Source organism: Parerythrobacter aestuarii, from assembly GCF_030140925.1.
Lineage (GTDB): Bacteria > Pseudomonadota > Alphaproteobacteria > Sphingomonadales > Sphingomonadaceae > Parerythrobacter > Parerythrobacter aestuarii.
Map to the genome: position 1 here is coordinate 2001664 of NZ_JARBWD010000001.1, position 14994 is coordinate 2016657.

The following is a 14994-nucleotide window of genomic DNA, read 5'->3' on the forward strand; positions in this document are numbered from 1 at the left end:
GCCCGCCTGACTTAGTCGGGCACGCGTTGACCTTCCCAGTCGAACTGGTGGCCGCTGTCTTCAGGCCCCAATCCGTCGATGACAGCGAGCAGGTTGCGCGCGGCCTCGGCCGGATCGGTTAGTTGGCCTGCGGGAAGGTTCGACTGGAACGGCGCGGACAGCGCGGTGTCGACAGTACCGGGATGCAAGGACACCGCCACAGCCTGCTTGTGCGTACGGCCAAGCTCGATAGCGAAGTTCCTGACCAGCATGTTGAGAGCAGCCTTGGATGCGCGATAGCTGTGCCAGCCGCCGATGCCATTGTCGCCGATCGAGCCGACCCGGGCCGACAGCGCCGCGAACACGGCACGCCGGTCGCGCGGGAACAAGGGCAGCATGTGCTTGGCAACAATCGCGGGACCGATGGTGTTGAGATGCAGCACCCGCGCCATCGTCTCCCCATCCAGCTGCTTGTAGCTGCGCTCGGGCCCGGTCCCATCATCCAGAGTCAACACTCCCGTGGCGACAATGACGAGTTGCGGCGGATCGTCGGAGAAGGCCTTGGCAGCTGCGGAGAGGCTGGCGGGATCATCATAGTCGAAGCGTAACGGAATGATGCCGGGGCCGAGACGTGTTTCGCCCCGGCGCGAGCCGGCATGGATCGTCTCCACGCCGCGCGCTGCCAGCTCCTCGACCAGTGCCCGGCCAATGCCGCCACTGGCGCCGAAAATCGCTGCCCGCTCGAAGTTCTGTCCTACATTGGCCATACCCGATAGACCCTCGGCATGGCTCACAGGTTCCCCGAATGCTCGCACCGTTCCTGCCGCGCCTCCCGGTTCGGCATTTTTCGCACCTGGACTGTGTAACATGCGGTCCATGTCTCCGGGTCGGGCCTGCAAAATTGGCCACAATCCGGGCTTTTGGCCACCTTGTGCATCGCGGCATATCCGCTAGATAGGCCGCAACACGAAACGCAGGACAGTAGATCACCATGGCGACCTTCACTCTCCCCAAGAACTCGAAGATCACGGGCAAGACCCGCGAGCATAAGGTTGAAGGCGGGTCGCGCATCAAGAAGTTCAAGATCTACCGCTACGATCCCGACAGCGGCGAGAACCCACGCTATGATACCTTTGAGGTCGATCTCGACGACTGCGGCCCGATGGTCCTCGATGCACTGTTCAAGATCAAGAACGATATCGACCCGACGCTGACCTTCCGCCGTTCCTGCCGCGAGGGGATCTGTGGCTCCTGCGCGATGAACATGAACGGCAAGAACGGGCTCGCCTGCACGACCTCGATCGAAGACCTCAAGGGCGAAGTGCGGATCACTCCCCTTCCCCATATGGAAGTGGTCAAGGACCTGGTGCCGGACTTCACGCATTTCTACGCTCAGTATGCTTCGATCCGTCCGTGGCTGCAGACTGTCACCCCGACCCCGTCGGGCAAGGAACGCCTGCAATCGCCCGAACAGCGCGAGAAGCTCGATGGCCTCTACGAGTGCATCCTGTGCGCCTGCTGCTCGACTTCGTGCCCGAGCTACTGGTGGAACAGCGACAAGTTCCTTGGCCCGGCGATCCTGCTGCAGGCCTATCGCTGGCTGGCCGACAGCCGCGACGAGATGACCGGCGAGCGGCTCGACCAGTTGGAAGACCCCTTCCGCCTCTATCGCTGCCACACCATCATGAATTGTGCGAATGTCTGCCCCAAGGGCCTGAGCCCGGCCAAGGCAATCGCCGAAACCAAGAAGATGATGGCCGAACGCGCGATCTGATGGCGCTGCCGGAAGAGATTTTCCAGCACGGGCCGGATCCCGATAACCCCGGCTGGAAGCACTGGAACCTCAAGGACGATACGCTGTTCAATGGCGCGGTGATGGGCAAGCTCATCACTCGCCGCGAAGGCGACAAATGCCGTCTGCGGATGTTCCCGGAGCGGCGGCATGAGAACCTGCAGGGCATCATCCATGGCGCGGTAAGCCTGGCACTCATCGACATCTCGCTGTTCACTACCATGCATGTGGTCGGCAGCGGCAACGCCGGGCCATCGGTGACGCTCGAGCTTTCGACTCAGTTCCTTGCCGGGGGCGACCCCAAGAAACCGCTCGATGCGGTGACGGAGATCATGCGCGAGACGGGCAAGCTGGTGTTCGTACGCGGCGAGGTCGTGCAGGACGAAACCTGCGTCTGTGCTTATAGCGGGATCATCCGCAAGCTGCCCCCGCGCGACCTGCCGGGCCTCAAGTCGGGGCCGACCGAAGGGTGAGCGGCGTCCTCGCGCGTTATCGCCAATTGGTCGAAGTCGGCGAGCTCAAGCCCGATGCGGAACAAGCGGCAATCGCTGAACGGCTCGAACGCCTGCAACAGGAACTGGAAGCAACGCCGAAGCGCGGATCGATCCTGTGGCGCGCGCTCAAGGGCAAGCCGGAAGCGCCCAAGGGCGTCTACATGTGGGGCGGTGTCGGGCGCGGCAAATCGATGCTGATGGATCTGTTTCACGAAACGCTCGCCATCAGCCGCAAGCGTCGGGCGCACTTCCACGCCTTCATGCAGGAGGTGCACGCCCGCCTGCGCGAGGCCCGCAAGAGCGAAACCGGCGATCCGATTCCGCCCGTCGCAGGACAGCTGGCCGCAGACGTGCGCTGTCTTGCCTTTGACGAGATGGTGGTCAACAATTCCGCCGACGCGATGATCATGAGCCGACTGTTCCGCGCGCTGATCGTCGATGAAGGCGTCGTGGTGGTGACCACCAGCAACCGCCCTCCTCACGACCTCTACAAGGACGGACTCAACCGTGAGCATTTCCTGCCCTTTATCGACCTGATCGAGACAAGGCTCGATGTGTTGCCGCTAAACGGCCCGACCGATTACCGGATGGATCGCTTGGGGGATCTTGGCACCTGGCACACCCCACTGGGCGATGCTGCCACGGCGCAAGTACGCGAAGCCTTCTTTCGCCTGACCGATTACAAACCCGAGGATGCCGATCACGTCCCCAACAGCGAGCTCGACGTTGGTGGCGGGCGATTGTTGCATGTGCCCAAGAGCCTGAAGGGTGTCGCCGTGTTCAGCTTCAGCCGGCTATGCCGCGAAGCGCGCGGCGCGCCGGATTATCTGGCCATAGCCCGCGCCTATCACACGGTTATCGTCGTCGGCATCCCGGTGATGGGGCCGCAAGAGCGAAACGAGGCGGCGCGCTTCGTCACGCTGATCGATGCGCTCTACGAATATCGGGTGAAGCTGTTCGCGACTGCCGCGGCTGAACCCGATGCCCTTTACCAGGCCGGCGACGGCAGCTTCGAGTTCGAGCGTACCGCCAGCCGGCTGATGGAAATGCGCAGCCCCGAGTACATGGCGCTGGGCCACGGCGAAGCAGAAAGTTCCGGTTAGCGTCAGGCCGCCTTGCGTGCTCCGCGCTCCTGCGCCGAGGCAAGCCGCTCCATCAGTTTGAGATCCTGCTCGCTCAGCGACAGTGCCGCATCGGCCCAAATCTCCGTGATCCGGGTCAGTTCCGACAGCTCCAGTGCCCACGAGACCTTGGTCGCACGACGGGCGGCTACGAGCCCGGAATGGCGACGGTCGGACCTGCGGATGAACTCACGCGTGGCATCGAGACCTTCACCGTCTTCCGCCACATGGTGCACGATCCCGAGATCGAACATGTCTTGCGCACTGTAGGTCTCGTTGGAGACGATGATACGGTCGGCCATCGCACTCCCCAGCTTGCGACTGAGCAATGCATGCGCCCCCATGCCTGGAAACAGGCCGAACATGATCTCCGGCAGGCCGAAGGTCGCGCTGCGCTCGGCAATGATATAGTCGAAAGACAGCAGTGCCTCGAACCCGCCGCCCAGCGCCGCGCCTTCGACCAGGCCAATCGTCAGGATCGGCAGGTTGAGCGTGTTAATGTTGCGGTGCAGGATCTGGCAGCAGCGGTGGCCATAGCGGACCAACCCGTCGCGATTGTGGTCAAGGATCAATTGGCGAAACAGCGCCAGGTCCCCGCCATAGCAGAACACGCCCGGAGCACGACTACCGAGAATGAGATATTTGAGCGGAACCTGGTCCGGACCGAAACTTTCGCCGATAAGTCTTTGCCAGTCCTCGAAATCCCCCAGCATAGGTGGGGTGAAGCTGGGTCGGCCATCCGGCCGCATGAAGGTCCACAGGGCCTCATGTTCAGGTTGGTAAAGTACGTCGAGTTCATTCAACTGGAGCAAGTGAGCCGGGATTCCCGGATGCCCCATCGCCAGACTGGCCATGCCATAGCCTCCATCTGCTGCGGCATGAGAATGCGACCCCCCGTGCGCGCTGGTTACGCTGTCCTCGAATTCAGTTCCTACGCGGTCCATTCGACCCCCCGAAACTTTCCTCACGCTTTTGCGCAAGTTCCTGTCCCTTGGGAGAATGTAAAGTATCCGGACTCGCCGTTGCAAACAATTTATTGAAATGTGCGTTGAGACGAGTCCCGTTTCGGGCCAACCGAGTCAGGCTGAAATGCCGAGCTTTCGCAGCGATCGATCGAGCATGATCAGTTGCCAAAGCAGCCTCGAATGATCGCTTCGACCGGAAATGTGTTGATTTGCCAATAACTTCAGGGCTGAAGTTGAGAACCATCCGGTTTCACCCAGAACACCACTGGTTGCGACACCTAGCGCCTCTGACTGAAGCGGGCCGCGCAGCCATTCTGCAATCGGGGTCACAAACCCCTGCTTGGGCCGGTACAGCACGTCATGGGGCAACATTCGCTCCATAGTGTGCTTCAAAAGCCACTTTCCCTGTCGTCCCCTGATCCGTGCCGAATGGGGCAATCCCGCTGCGAATTCGATCAAGCGATGATCCAGCAGAGGTTCGCGCGCTTCGAGGCTGACCGCCATGCTGGTACGGTCGACCTTGGTCAGAATATCGCCCGGCAACCAGAATTTGAGGTCGACATATTGCGCCCGGTCGAGCCCCGAGCGTGCCGGAGCCGAACGCATCAGCTCCATCAGGGGCCGCTCTGCCTGGTAGCCCCCGAGTTCCTTTGCCATGGCATCGGTATAGAGCTGCTCGCGAAGCTCTGGTGGCGTAACAGACAAGGCGCGCGCATAGCCCTCCTCGCCCGCGGCACCCAGCGATTGGAAGGTCGATTTGGCCCGCAGGGGCTGTGGCGCCCAGTCTGCCTTTGGCCAGACCCTGCCAAGGGTCCCGAAGATCGGACGGCGCAGCGACTGCGGGAAAATCGAGCGGACCTGCTCCTCGCGGGCATGGAACACCTGCCGGCGATAGCCGGCGAATGCCTCGTCCGCTCCGTCCCCAGACAGGGCCACTGTCACTGTCTCGCGCGCCAGCTGGCATACCCGCCAGGTCGGCAGCGCAGAGGCATCGGCGAAGGGCTCATCGAACATCCCCGCCAGCAGGTCGACCGCGCCGAAATCGTTCGGATCGACGATCCGCTCGTGGTGGTCGGTGCCAAACTGCTCGGCGATCCGGCGGGCGTAGGAAGTCTCGTCGAGCGCAGCGACATCGAAGCCGATCGAGCAGGTCCTGACCGGCTCGCGGCTGGCTTCCGCCATCAGCGCGACGACGCTGGAGCTATCGACCCCGCCCGACAGGAAGGCCCCCAGCGGCACATCGGCCACCATGCGGCTCTCCACACCTTCGCGGAGCAGGTGCAACAATTGGGCGGAAAGATCGGCGGTCTTTCCCTTGTGACGCTGGCTGAAGTCGATGTCCCACCATCGCACCGGCGCAGCGGGTGGCTGGTCGTGCCGGAGCAAGCGATAGTGGCCTGCCGACAGCTTCTCGACACCTTTTAGGATCGAGGTGTGATCGGGGACATTGCCCCAGGTCAAATAGTCCTCGATCGCCTGCGGATTGACTTCGCGCCGCAGCAACGGGTGTGCCAGGAGGCCCTTCAACTCCGAGGCGAAGGCCACGCTACCGTCGCTGAGGTGCGCCATGAACAGCGGCTTCACCCCGAACCGGTCGCGAGCGAGGAACAGGCACTTCTCCGCCCGGTCATAGATCGCGAAAGCGAACATGCCGTCGAGTTTCGTCAAGCAATCCGGGCCCCATTGTTGCCACGCGGCGAGGATCGCCTCGCTATCGCCATCGGTGTGGAACTTCGCCCCGAGGTCCCGAAGTTCGCGGCGCAACTCGCGGAAATTGTAGATCTCGCCATTGAAGATCAGCACAGACCGCCCGTCGCTCGAATGCATTGGCTGCGGCGAACCTTCAATGTCGATGATCGACAGCCTGCGATGTCCCAGCCCGACTCCGTGGTCGACCCACACATCGCCGCCATCGGGGCCGCGATGCAGCATGGCATCGGTCATCCGCTCGACGCGGCGCGGATCGACCGGCTTGGGCGTCCCGCAATGGAAGATACCGGCAATCCCGCACATGGTGCTGCGCCTACTTGCTTTGGACGATGCGGTCTATCCACGGCCCGAGGGGCCCTGTGGAATGGCGGAACGAGGCGATCGCGCCATCGGGCTGCTGGTCGGGCCGCTCGACGGCGGAAAGGATCAGCATGGTGGTCGGCTCAGCGCGCAACAGCAACCGGTCGCCAATGGTCGCCAGCTTCAGATCGGTGGCGCTGCCACTCAGCATGTCGCCTTGCCGATAACGCGTCTCCGCCGTGCGCTTGATCCGGCCGAGCGCATAGAGATGGTCGACCCTGGCGCTATCGACCCCCTCGCCGCCGTTCATCCAGCGCCACGGCGTATCGGGCACGAGCGCGCCTTCGTTGGGTGCGCTCGGCTCGCGCCCCGGGCCTTGCGCAGCGTAGAGAGCAAGGAAGACGTCGACCTGCTGCCCTGCCGCATTGCTGTAGCTACCCAGCAGACGGTGATCGGCGCCGCTCGCGCGGGGCTCCCATGCCAGTTCGGATTGCACTTCCGTCAACTCCCAGCCCTCAACCGCTGGCAAGGCGATCTCGGCAGGGACATTCGCCGCAAGTCGACCGGCAAGCATGGCCCAGATGGCCAACAGCATGATCAGCGCAGCGCTGCCCATCATGGCCCGGCGCGGGCAAATCGCGAAGCGCTCCACGGGTGCGAAGGCAGGCATGGCGGAAATCGCCTCACCGTCGATGCCCGGATCCTCCGGATTGCGGTCGAACCAGCGCCACGCCCCGCCCAACACAATGGCAATGACGATGGCGAAGAAGACCCAACCGTAGAAGATATGATCGAACCCGGCGGCGAATTCGATGCCCTGCGACTGGGCGATATAGATCGTCCCCCATGCGCGGATGCCATTGGCGATGATCGGCACGGCCACACACACTGCGAGGAATATGATCCTCCGTTTCCAGCTGTGGAAGCATGTCTGCGCCACCAGCACCCCCAGCGCGATCATGGCGATGAGGAATTTCACGCCGGAACACGCCTCCGCCACTTCGAACAGGCCGGCAGGGGTATCGATGAAGACACCCTCGATCTCGGCCTGGATCCCGCTCCAGTGGGTCAGGGCGATGGTGATCTCGGCCGTGATCATCTGCAGCGCCGGGACCAGTTCGTCGCCGAATGGCACGAGGAACAGCATGTAGCCAAGCGGAAACAGCAGGGCGAAAGCGACCCGCGGCCCCAGCAGCGTCAGCACCGCTCCCTGCAGGGCAGCCACCGCGCCCAGCTGGCTGAAGGTATTGACCTCTCCAATCGTGCCGAGGAACCACAGGAACAGCGCCCCGCCCAGCGCCAAGAGCCCCGGCCACCAGGCCCGGGGAGCGAGCTTGGCCAGCTCCTCACGCCGGATCCACACGATCCCGGCGACAATGGGCGGGACCAGCAGCACATGGTTATAGGTGGAGATATTCCACCACTGGTCCGCCATTGCGATCCAGTCGCGGACCGTCACCAGCAGGATCGCTGCCCACAGCGTCGCCAATCGCGCCAAGGGCTGGCGCCACGCCGGTGCGATCCGCTTGCGCATGGTCCCGATGCCATGGGTGTCGAGAATAGCCTCAGGCGGCATCGCGCGCTGCCCCCTTCGGACTGACAATATCCGCCAACGGGGCCAGCATCGCCGACCAGCTCTGATGTGCGAGCACATAGTCGCGGGCGGCGCGGCCCATCGCGGCGGCCTTGTCGCGCTCTTCGAGCAGGGTCAGGGCACGACCGACCATCATCTGGTCACCATCTGCAACTGCGAAGTGCCTGCCATCTGCAGCGTCGATCCCTGTTGCTGCCTCGGGGGAGAGCAGCACCGGGCGCGCCATGGCCATGGCTTCCAGTACCTTGTTCTGGATCCCGCGAGCGATGGTCAGCGGGGCGATAACGATGTCCGCCGCAGCGAGGAATGGTTTCACATCGGGAACTTCGCCCCAGACGCGGACATTGCCCTTTCCATTTTGATCGAGCAGCCTCTGCACCGGGGCTCGCCCGACGATATGGAACATCGCATCCGGATGATGTTCGCGAATGCCTGGCAGGATCGTATGGATCGCTCGCTCGGCGGCGACCACGTTGGGCTGGTAATCCATTTGCCCAGTGAAAACGATCTGCGGCCCCTGCGCCGTGAACAGCTCAGGGTGCGGAGCTACCTTCGCGGGATCGAACAGGTCGGCATCGATGCCGTTGCGGATCGCGCGGATGGTCGTGCCAGCAGGATCGCGGAGGCGCGACTGGAACAGCCCCGCTTCGTTCTCGCTGATCAGCAGTGTCACATCGGCCCTGTGCGCCAGCCGCTCTTCCTCGCGCGCAAGCACCTTTCCTTCGCGCCGGTCGATGATCGAACGCGGAAAGCTGCCGGACTTGCCATAGGCTTCGAACTTGGCGCTATCGACATCGCACAGGTCGACCACAACGCGCCCGGAGAAACCCTCGGGCACGTACTGTCCCATCTGGCCGGAGAAAACGAAGATGGTGTCGATCGGCCGTTCTGCGAGCACTCTTTTCACCCATGCGCGCATCGCGGCGCTGTCAAAGGCAGTCAGGCTGACGGGCTTGCCAGAACCCAGCGCTTCCAACCCGGCAAGTGGCAGCGGCTTGGTGCGTCGGACAAGACAATGGCTCGCCGCGACCTTCGCCAGCTCGCTTTCCGCAGCCATGTCGGCATCGGTTTCGCCGAAAGTGCCGACATGCACGGGCGCCATGCCAACCAGTGCATTGAGCAGGTGATGCGAGCGAATCTTGTCGCCCCGGTCCGGCGGGAACGGGATGCGGTGACCGAGGAACAGGATCTCGCCCATCAGGCAAGCCCGCGAGCGATCACCGGACCGATGGTGTTGGCGACGGAAACCGGCAGCTTCTTCCACAGCGCGATCTTGCGCTGGTAGCTTTCGCTGGTCGGATCGACATCGCGCCCTTCATGGCCGGGCGCGGTCCAGCTGGCATAGGTCAGCGGTTCCGGCTCGAAACCCCAGTTCTTCTTGAAATTGTAGGGGCCGCTCCCGGTCTTGGAACGGCCGAAGTCGAAGCGGATGCAGCCCTTGCTGCGAGCATGGCACATCAGCCTGTAATACATCAGCTCGTTGGCGCGCAGTGCACGCGCATCCCACACCCCGCCACCCCAATAGGGCATGACCGCACCCATGTGGTACAGCGACAGGACGCTCGCCACCGGGCGGCTCTCGTCCCAGACGGTCAGGATATCGGCTTCCTCGCCAAAAGCATCGAGGACGGCATCGAACAGCTGGCGCGGGAACACCGGCGTCCCGAGGTTGCGGACGCTTTCGGCATAGCAGGCGTAGTGCGCGGCACGGTCACCTTCCGCCGTGCCGATGGTAACGCGCAGGTCCTTGTCGAGCCCCTTGCGCACTTCTGCGCGCTGCTTGCGCGGAATGGCAACCAATTGGGCTTCGTCGTCGGCAGCCAGCAGCCCGGCAAAGCCGCAATGGCTATCGGACTGGACCTGCCAGCCTTCCGGTACACTGCCGCCTCGCAACTCCACTGAAGCGCAGCTCTCGCGCACCGCAAGTTCGGTCGCGGCACGGCACAGGCGTTTGGCGGTCTTGTCGGAGAACGCGAGCGCTCCGCCCTCAACAGCGAACCCGCTAGAGACCAGCGCGCGCGGGAACAGCAACGAGTGCACGACGCTCAGCGGCAACCAGCCGGTGACCTGCCCGCCCTTCTCTGCCACCAGCCCGGTGGCGCGCTGCCCGGTGCCTTGCTCCACCGCCAGCAGCCAGCGCGGCAGGTGGAAGGGCGAACCATTTGCGACATAAACAAAATCGGCAATCCGCGCGGCCTCGCCCGGATCGTGCAGGTCCGCGACCGCGACAGTCTCTTCGCAAAGGGCGAAAGGTGCGTTCATGCCGCAAGTTCCTCTGCGCGGCTGGCTTCACGGGCGGCGATCAAGTCCATTCGACCCCAGGCGAATTCGTGCACCAGCTCGCCTAGCTTCTCCGCCATCTTGTCGAGATTTGTGTAATGGCGCAGCCGCGACTTGACCGGGGCATGGCCTACGCGTGGTTGGTCAGGGTCGATTTCCCATGGGTGGAAATAGAACACCGCCGGGCGCTGTTCGCGGCGATTGACCTGCCGGATCGCCCAACGGCTGAATGCATACGGCAACACGCGGAAGAACCCGCCCCCGCCTGCGGCTACACGCTTGCCGCCAAGGATCGCGGTGGTGACCGGAATCTCGACAATGTCGGCCCACGGCAGCGGCTTGAACGCGAAACGCGGGGCTTCGGGCCAGCCGTAGTGGTCATGCATGATCGGGGCGACACTGGAGGAATAGGCATAGCCCTGCTCGGCCAGCTCCATATAGGCCCAGGGCGTGCGGCTATCGATCGAGAAACTCGGCGCGCGATAGCCGGTGATCTTCACGCCGGCCGCGTCCTCGAGGATCATCCGCGCCAGCTTGATATCGCCGGCGAACTGCTTGCGGTCGAAGGTGAAGACGCGGGCGTGGTCATAGCCGTGGCTCGCGAGTTCGTGCCCGCGCTCGACTATGCGGCGCATCAGCGGACCGTTCTTCTTCGCCACCCAGCCGAGGGTGAAGAAGGTTGCCTTCACATCGGCAGCGTCGAACAGGTCGAGGATACGCAGGACATTGTCTTCGACGCGCAGAGACATCCCGTCCCAGTCGTCGCGATCGATCACGTTCTCGAACGCGCCGACCTGGAACCAGTCTTCGACATCGACCGACAGGCCATTGGTAATGACGGGCGCGTTCATCGCGACCTCTTCCTTCCTGTTCAGGCAGCCTTGCGGTTCTGGCCTTCAATCCACTCGATCATCATCGCCAGCACCTGACGCACGCTCTGCTCCTGCTCGGAAACCTTGCGTTCGAGCGCTTCAAGCCGGGCGTAGAAATCCTGCGGCATGCCGCCTTCGACGTTGCCTGCTCCTTGCGAAAGGTTGGCAATCGCCTGCTTGAGCTCAGCGATCTGCGCATCGCGTTCGGCCAGCATGGCTTCGAATTTGCCAGCCTGGTCAAGAGCCGCGTGCTTGATCGGACCCGGAGCCGGGCCACGCTCGACCTTCTCCATCGGCTTGGGTGCCGCCTCGGGGAAGGTGTTGTCGTTCTGCATTTCCTTGAGCACGGAGGACAGCATGGCGCTGTCGATCCGGGTGCGCTGCTCGACTGCACCCAGCAGCAGCAGGCGCGTTGCGACCTGGTTGACGCGGCGCGGAATGCCACCGGTTGCGTCATACATTTCCGTGAACACGCGCTGGTCCCAGGCCGGGTTGCCTTCCCAGCCGACGCAGCTGAGGCGGTGCTCGATATAGGGCTGCAGCTCGTCCGTTTCCATTGGGCCCAGGTGGTGCGCGGCGATCACGCGCTGGCGCAGCTGCTCCAGCTGGCCGCTATTGGCGAGCACATCCTTGAACTCCGGCTGGCCCAGCAGCAGCTGTTGCAGCAGCGGGTGCGAACCGAGCTGGAAGTTCGACATCATCCGCAGCTCTTCGAGCGCTTCCACGCTGAGGTTCTGCGATTCGTCGACCACCAGCAGGCAGCGGCGGCCGGCACGGGCTTCCTCGTGCAGGAATTCCTCGATCGCGCCCAGCGCGCTGGCCTTGTCGTGCCCTTCGATCTCCAGCCCGAAGCTCTGCGCCACCACATGCACCAGCTCCTCGCCGTCGAGATTGCTGGTAACGATCTGGCCGACGGTCATCTGCGCCGGGTCGATCTTCTTCATCAGGTGCGCGACCAGGGTCGATTTACCCGAGCCGATCTCGCCGGTGATGACGATGAAGCCCTCACCCTGCGCGAGGCCATAGCCAAGGTACGACAGCGCCTTGCGGTGCGTCGCGCTCTCGAAATAGAAATCGGGGTCCGGCGTTAGCTGGAAGGGACGCCCCGTCAGGCCGTAGAAATCATCGAACATCGCTTGTCCTTTCGCGGGCTCAGAAGTCGTAGCGCAGGCCGACAAGGGCCGACGCGGTCTTGAGGTCTTCGCCGACGACATCGCTGTCGAGATAGTCGAGCGAGACCGCGGCCCGGGCCGAAAGGCCCTGGTACAGCCGCTGGTTGTAGGAAGCCGAAGTACCCAGCACGAGCGCATCGCCATCAGTAAAGTCGCTGGTCAGGTAATTGGCATAGGCATTGACAGTGAAACCGGCGCTGCGACCGATGTCGCCGCTGAGGTAGACCGCGCCGTACAGGCTTTCCTCGGTCAACCCGTCCGCCGCGGCAAGCACCGTACCCTGCGCGGCAATAAAGGTGCGACGATCGTAGCCGACACCGAAGCCCGCCGTCATCCGGCCCATGGTTTCCGAATAGCTGAGCGAATAGCCTCGGCTGCGGAACACCGCGCTGCGGACAGAGGCCAGCGCACCGCCGAAGCAGCTGCCGCCCGTCGTCGAGCTGACACAACCATTGATGTCGCCTGTCACCGCATTGCGGCTGGCTTCGAAGTTGGTGGGCAGCGCGACCAGCGCATTGTTGAGCAAGCCGCCGAAGCCCGAAATCCCATCATAGACCGAGACATTGAGCGCGCTGCGGCTGTTAGGCGCATAGGCGAAGCTGCCGTAATAGGTGTCGCTGTCGTAGCGGCGACCGTAGTGCCCCTCGAAAGCGGTTCGGCTGGACGGACGCCAGACCGCGCCGACATCCCAGATCAACCCGTCAGTTTCGAAAGCGATCCGGCGCGGTGCACTCGGATCGGTGACGAAGCGACCGTTGCTGTCGATCTGCGGCAGGCCCGTTGCGCCATCGATCAGCGCATCTCGGCTCGACACTTCAACGTCTTCGTAGCCTACCCCACCAACCACGGCGAGCGTGCGGCTGACCGGTACGGTTACATCGGCGCGGACATAGGCATCGCGCACGCGCTGGTCGAGATTGTCGATATCTTCCTGGTAGAAGCCACCACCGACGGCGGCACCAATACCGCCGACAGCGTTGGTGTAAGGGCGCAGGCCGACACGGGCATTGGCGCTGTGAACGACGCTTTCGTCGAACACATCGACAGGGTCCGTGCCCGGCGTCACCACAACGGCATCAGGCGCTTCCACGCGGGTATAGCCCAAGCGATAATTGGCACTGACATCGAGAACGCCCACGCGGGTCGAAACATTGGGCCCGGCATAGGCGGAGTAAGTGCGGCTTTCATTGCCGCTGTTGAGGCCCTCCGCCCCGTTGAGCGAGGCCCCTGCCCCGTCTACAGTTGTGCGGGCAGCGAGTGCACCCGCCTCCACGGTCAGGACATTTGGAACCACAGAAGCATAGCCGCGCGCGACACCCGAAACCGTGGTCGTGTCGAGATCCGCATCGTCATACCCGATGTTGCGTTCAACCCGCAGCGAAACCGAGCCGCCATTGTTGCGGCCCTGGATGCTGGCATCCACTCCGGCGGCGACCTGCGTATAGGTCACGACATCGTCGCCCGGGGAAAGCTCAGCCAGTACGACTTGGCTGACTTCAAGATAGGGCTCGATACGCGGACGCTGGCGGCCTTCACCGCGGTCTTCGCGCGAAGATGTTGTGCGGTCACCGCCGCCGGTCACGCCGTCATCGCCGCCATAGACCTGCGCTTGCGCAGCCGCTGGCAAGGCCAGCGCAATCGCTGCGATAGAGCTGAGATAATGGACCCGTTTCATCGGACGTCCCCCTTTACCCGTAGGTTCCGAAGCGGCGACCGCTCGGGCTGAAATTGGCTGCATTGAGCAGGAGCTTGATATCGTCGCAGGCGCTCAGCAGCTGGCAGGCGTCCTCCAGCGCGCTGCGCCCGGTCTGGTCTGCGCGCGCCACCAGCACGACCTGGCCCACATGCTTGGCAAGATCGGCCGCAGGCGATGCGGCAAGCGCAGGCGGCGTGTCGAAAATGACGATGCGGTTGGGCACGCCCACGGTCAGGCGGTCGAGCACTTCGGCAGTTGCCCCGCTGGAAAGATACTCAGCGCCGTTTTTGTCCACATGACCCGCCGGCAGGACCCAGAGTCCCGGAATATCCGTACCCAGCACCAGGTCTTCCACCGGCACCTCTTCGTGGCTGAGCGCATCCATGAAACCGGATGCCTTGGGCAGGCCCAGCGTCGAGAGGATAGATGGCTTGGCGATATCGGCATCGACCAGCAGCACTTCCATGTCGCGCTCGGCCGCCATGGCGATGGCGAGATTGACCGCACAGAAGGTCTTGCCCTCATCGGGATGCGGCGAGCTGACGAGAATCCGGCGAGATTGGGCGGTTCCGCGCGTCTTGGCCGCGCTCAGCAGCTGGCGCTTCACGATACGGAATTCTTCCAGCAGCTCGCTGACCTTGCCGTCGGGATCGATCAGTCCCTGGTCGCGCAAGTGCTGGCGATTGACCTTGTGATGTTCGCCTTCGAACACGGGTGCAACCGGAGCTGCATCGATGACAGCCGGTGCAGGGGCTGAAGCTGCAGGCACGGGCAGCTGCGGCTCGGGTGCAGCCTGCTCGACCTCGACCTCAGCGCTTTCAGCCGGGGCACCCTTGCGCTCGACCTTCTTGGCGCGCTTCATGCGCCTTTCGTCGAGCTGCTTGGGCATCGGTGCCGCACCGAAATTGTCGAGCCCGAAAGCGCCGCTGGCTTTCTCCAGCAGCGATGCTTCCTTGTTGGAACCGTCTTCGCCGTTGCCGGGGAGCGGGATCTTGCTGTGTTCGGTCATTATCCCTCTC

At 63.4% G+C, this 14994-nt stretch carries 13 protein-coding genes; 3 read left to right on the forward strand and 10 right to left on the reverse strand.

Going from position 1 to position 14994, the window contains the following annotated elements:
* Positions 1–11: 11 nt before the first annotated feature.
* Positions 12–746, reverse strand: coding sequence for an SDR family NAD(P)-dependent oxidoreductase (locus QPW08_RS09795; protein WP_284125627.1), 735 nt, complete (start codon positions 744–746; stop codon positions 12–14).
* A 224-nt stretch (positions 747–970) separates the two neighbouring features.
* On the opposite strand from QPW08_RS09795, the gene QPW08_RS09800 reads away from it, so the two are divergent.
* From QPW08_RS09800 to zapE, 3 genes are read left to right on the forward strand one after another with little or no spacing between them, the layout of a single operon-like run.
* Positions 971–1753, forward strand: a complete 783-nt coding sequence (locus QPW08_RS09800) for a succinate dehydrogenase iron-sulfur subunit (RefSeq protein WP_284125628.1) — start codon at positions 971–973, stop codon at positions 1751–1753.
* Complete coding sequence (locus QPW08_RS09805) at positions 1753–2244, forward strand: PaaI family thioesterase (RefSeq protein WP_284125629.1); 492 nt, start codon at positions 1753–1755, stop codon at positions 2242–2244. The genes QPW08_RS09800 and QPW08_RS09805 overlap by 1 nt, the downstream gene beginning before the upstream one ends.
* Positions 2241–3368, forward strand: a complete 1128-nt coding sequence (gene zapE, locus QPW08_RS09810; RefSeq protein WP_284125630.1) for a cell division protein ZapE — start codon at positions 2241–2243, stop codon at positions 3366–3368. The genes QPW08_RS09805 and zapE overlap by 4 nt, the downstream gene beginning before the upstream one ends.
* A 2-nt stretch (positions 3369–3370) precedes the next feature.
* Here the strand turns inward: zapE and QPW08_RS09815 are convergent, their stop codons facing one another.
* The 9 genes from QPW08_RS09815 to QPW08_RS09855 all read right to left on the reverse strand — a co-directional run bounded on the left by QPW08_RS09815 (position 3371) and on the right by QPW08_RS09855 (position 14984).
* Positions 3371–4330, reverse strand: coding sequence for a crotonase/enoyl-CoA hydratase family protein (locus tag QPW08_RS09815; protein ID WP_284125631.1), 960 nt, complete (start codon positions 4328–4330; stop codon positions 3371–3373).
* Positions 4331–4465: 135 nt separating this feature from the next.
* Positions 4466–6364: an XrtA/PEP-CTERM system amidotransferase gene (locus QPW08_RS09820; RefSeq protein ID WP_284125632.1), complete on the reverse strand. Its 1899-nt coding sequence runs from the start codon at positions 6362–6364 to the stop codon at positions 4466–4468.
* Between the two features lie 10 nt (positions 6365–6374).
* On the reverse strand, positions 6375–7937 hold the full coding sequence (xrtA, locus tag QPW08_RS09825) for an exosortase A (protein WP_284125633.1): 1563 nt from the start codon (positions 7935–7937) through the stop codon (positions 6375–6377).
* Positions 7927–9153, reverse strand: coding sequence for a TIGR03087 family PEP-CTERM/XrtA system glycosyltransferase (locus QPW08_RS09830; protein WP_284125634.1), 1227 nt, complete (start codon positions 9151–9153; stop codon positions 7927–7929). The genes xrtA and QPW08_RS09830 overlap by 11 nt, the downstream gene beginning before the upstream one ends.
* Positions 9153–10217 (reverse strand): FemAB family XrtA/PEP-CTERM system-associated protein, encoded by a 1065-nt coding sequence (locus tag QPW08_RS09835; RefSeq protein WP_284125635.1) that lies wholly within the window; start codon positions 10215–10217, stop codon positions 9153–9155. Before QPW08_RS09835 ends, QPW08_RS09830 begins: the two co-directional genes overlap by 1 nt.
* On the reverse strand, positions 10214–11086 hold the full coding sequence (locus QPW08_RS09840) for an XrtA system polysaccharide deacetylase (protein WP_284125636.1): 873 nt from the start codon (positions 11084–11086) through the stop codon (positions 10214–10216). Before QPW08_RS09840 ends, QPW08_RS09835 begins: the two co-directional genes overlap by 4 nt.
* A gap of 20 nt (positions 11087–11106) precedes the next feature.
* Positions 11107–12240, reverse strand: a complete 1134-nt coding sequence (locus tag QPW08_RS09845; protein WP_284125637.1) for an XrtA/PEP-CTERM system-associated ATPase — start codon at positions 12238–12240, stop codon at positions 11107–11109.
* 19 nt (positions 12241–12259) lie between these two features.
* Positions 12260–13954 (reverse strand): preprotein translocase subunit YajC, encoded by a 1695-nt coding sequence (locus QPW08_RS09850; RefSeq protein ID WP_284125638.1) that lies wholly within the window; start codon positions 13952–13954, stop codon positions 12260–12262.
* 13 nt (positions 13955–13967) lie between these two features.
* Entirely contained in the window at positions 13968–14984 is a 1017-nt protein-coding gene (locus tag QPW08_RS09855; protein ID WP_284125639.1) for a P-loop NTPase family protein, read from the reverse strand.
* Positions 14985–14994: the final 10 nt, after the last annotated feature.

Excerpts from the sequence above, each read along its gene's own strand:
- QPW08_RS09795 (WP_284125627.1), bottom strand. The coding sequence starts at position 746 with ATGGCCAATGTAGGACAGAACTTCGAGCGGGCAGCGATTTTCGGCGCC.
- QPW08_RS09800 (WP_284125628.1), top strand. The coding sequence starts at position 971 with ATGGCGACCTTCACTCTCCCCAAGAACTCGAAGATCACGGGCAAGACC.
- QPW08_RS09805 (WP_284125629.1), top strand. The coding sequence starts at position 1,753 with ATGGCGCTGCCGGAAGAGATTTTCCAGCACGGGCCGGATCCCGATAAC.
- QPW08_RS09815 (WP_284125631.1), bottom strand. The coding sequence starts at position 4,330 with ATGGACCGCGTAGGAACTGAATTCGAGGACAGCGTAACCAGCGCGCAC.
- QPW08_RS09820 (WP_284125632.1), bottom strand. The coding sequence starts at position 6,364 with ATGTGCGGGATTGCCGGTATCTTCCATTGCGGGACGCCCAAGCCGGTC.
- xrtA (WP_284125633.1), bottom strand. The coding sequence starts at position 7,937 with ATGCCGCCTGAGGCTATTCTCGACACCCATGGCATCGGGACCATGCGC.
- QPW08_RS09830 (WP_284125634.1), bottom strand. The coding sequence starts at position 9,153 with ATGGGCGAGATCCTGTTCCTCGGTCACCGCATCCCGTTCCCGCCGGAC.
- QPW08_RS09835 (WP_284125635.1), bottom strand. The coding sequence starts at position 10,217 with ATGAACGCACCTTTCGCCCTTTGCGAAGAGACTGTCGCGGTCGCGGAC.
- QPW08_RS09840 (WP_284125636.1), bottom strand. The coding sequence starts at position 11,086 with ATGAACGCGCCCGTCATTACCAATGGCCTGTCGGTCGATGTCGAAGAC.
- QPW08_RS09845 (WP_284125637.1), bottom strand. The coding sequence starts at position 12,240 with ATGTTCGATGATTTCTACGGCCTGACGGGGCGTCCCTTCCAGCTAACG.
- QPW08_RS09850 (WP_284125638.1), bottom strand. The coding sequence starts at position 13,954 with ATGAAACGGGTCCATTATCTCAGCTCTATCGCAGCGATTGCGCTGGCC.
- QPW08_RS09855 (WP_284125639.1), bottom strand. The coding sequence starts at position 14,984 with ATGACCGAACACAGCAAGATCCCGCTCCCCGGCAACGGCGAAGACGGT.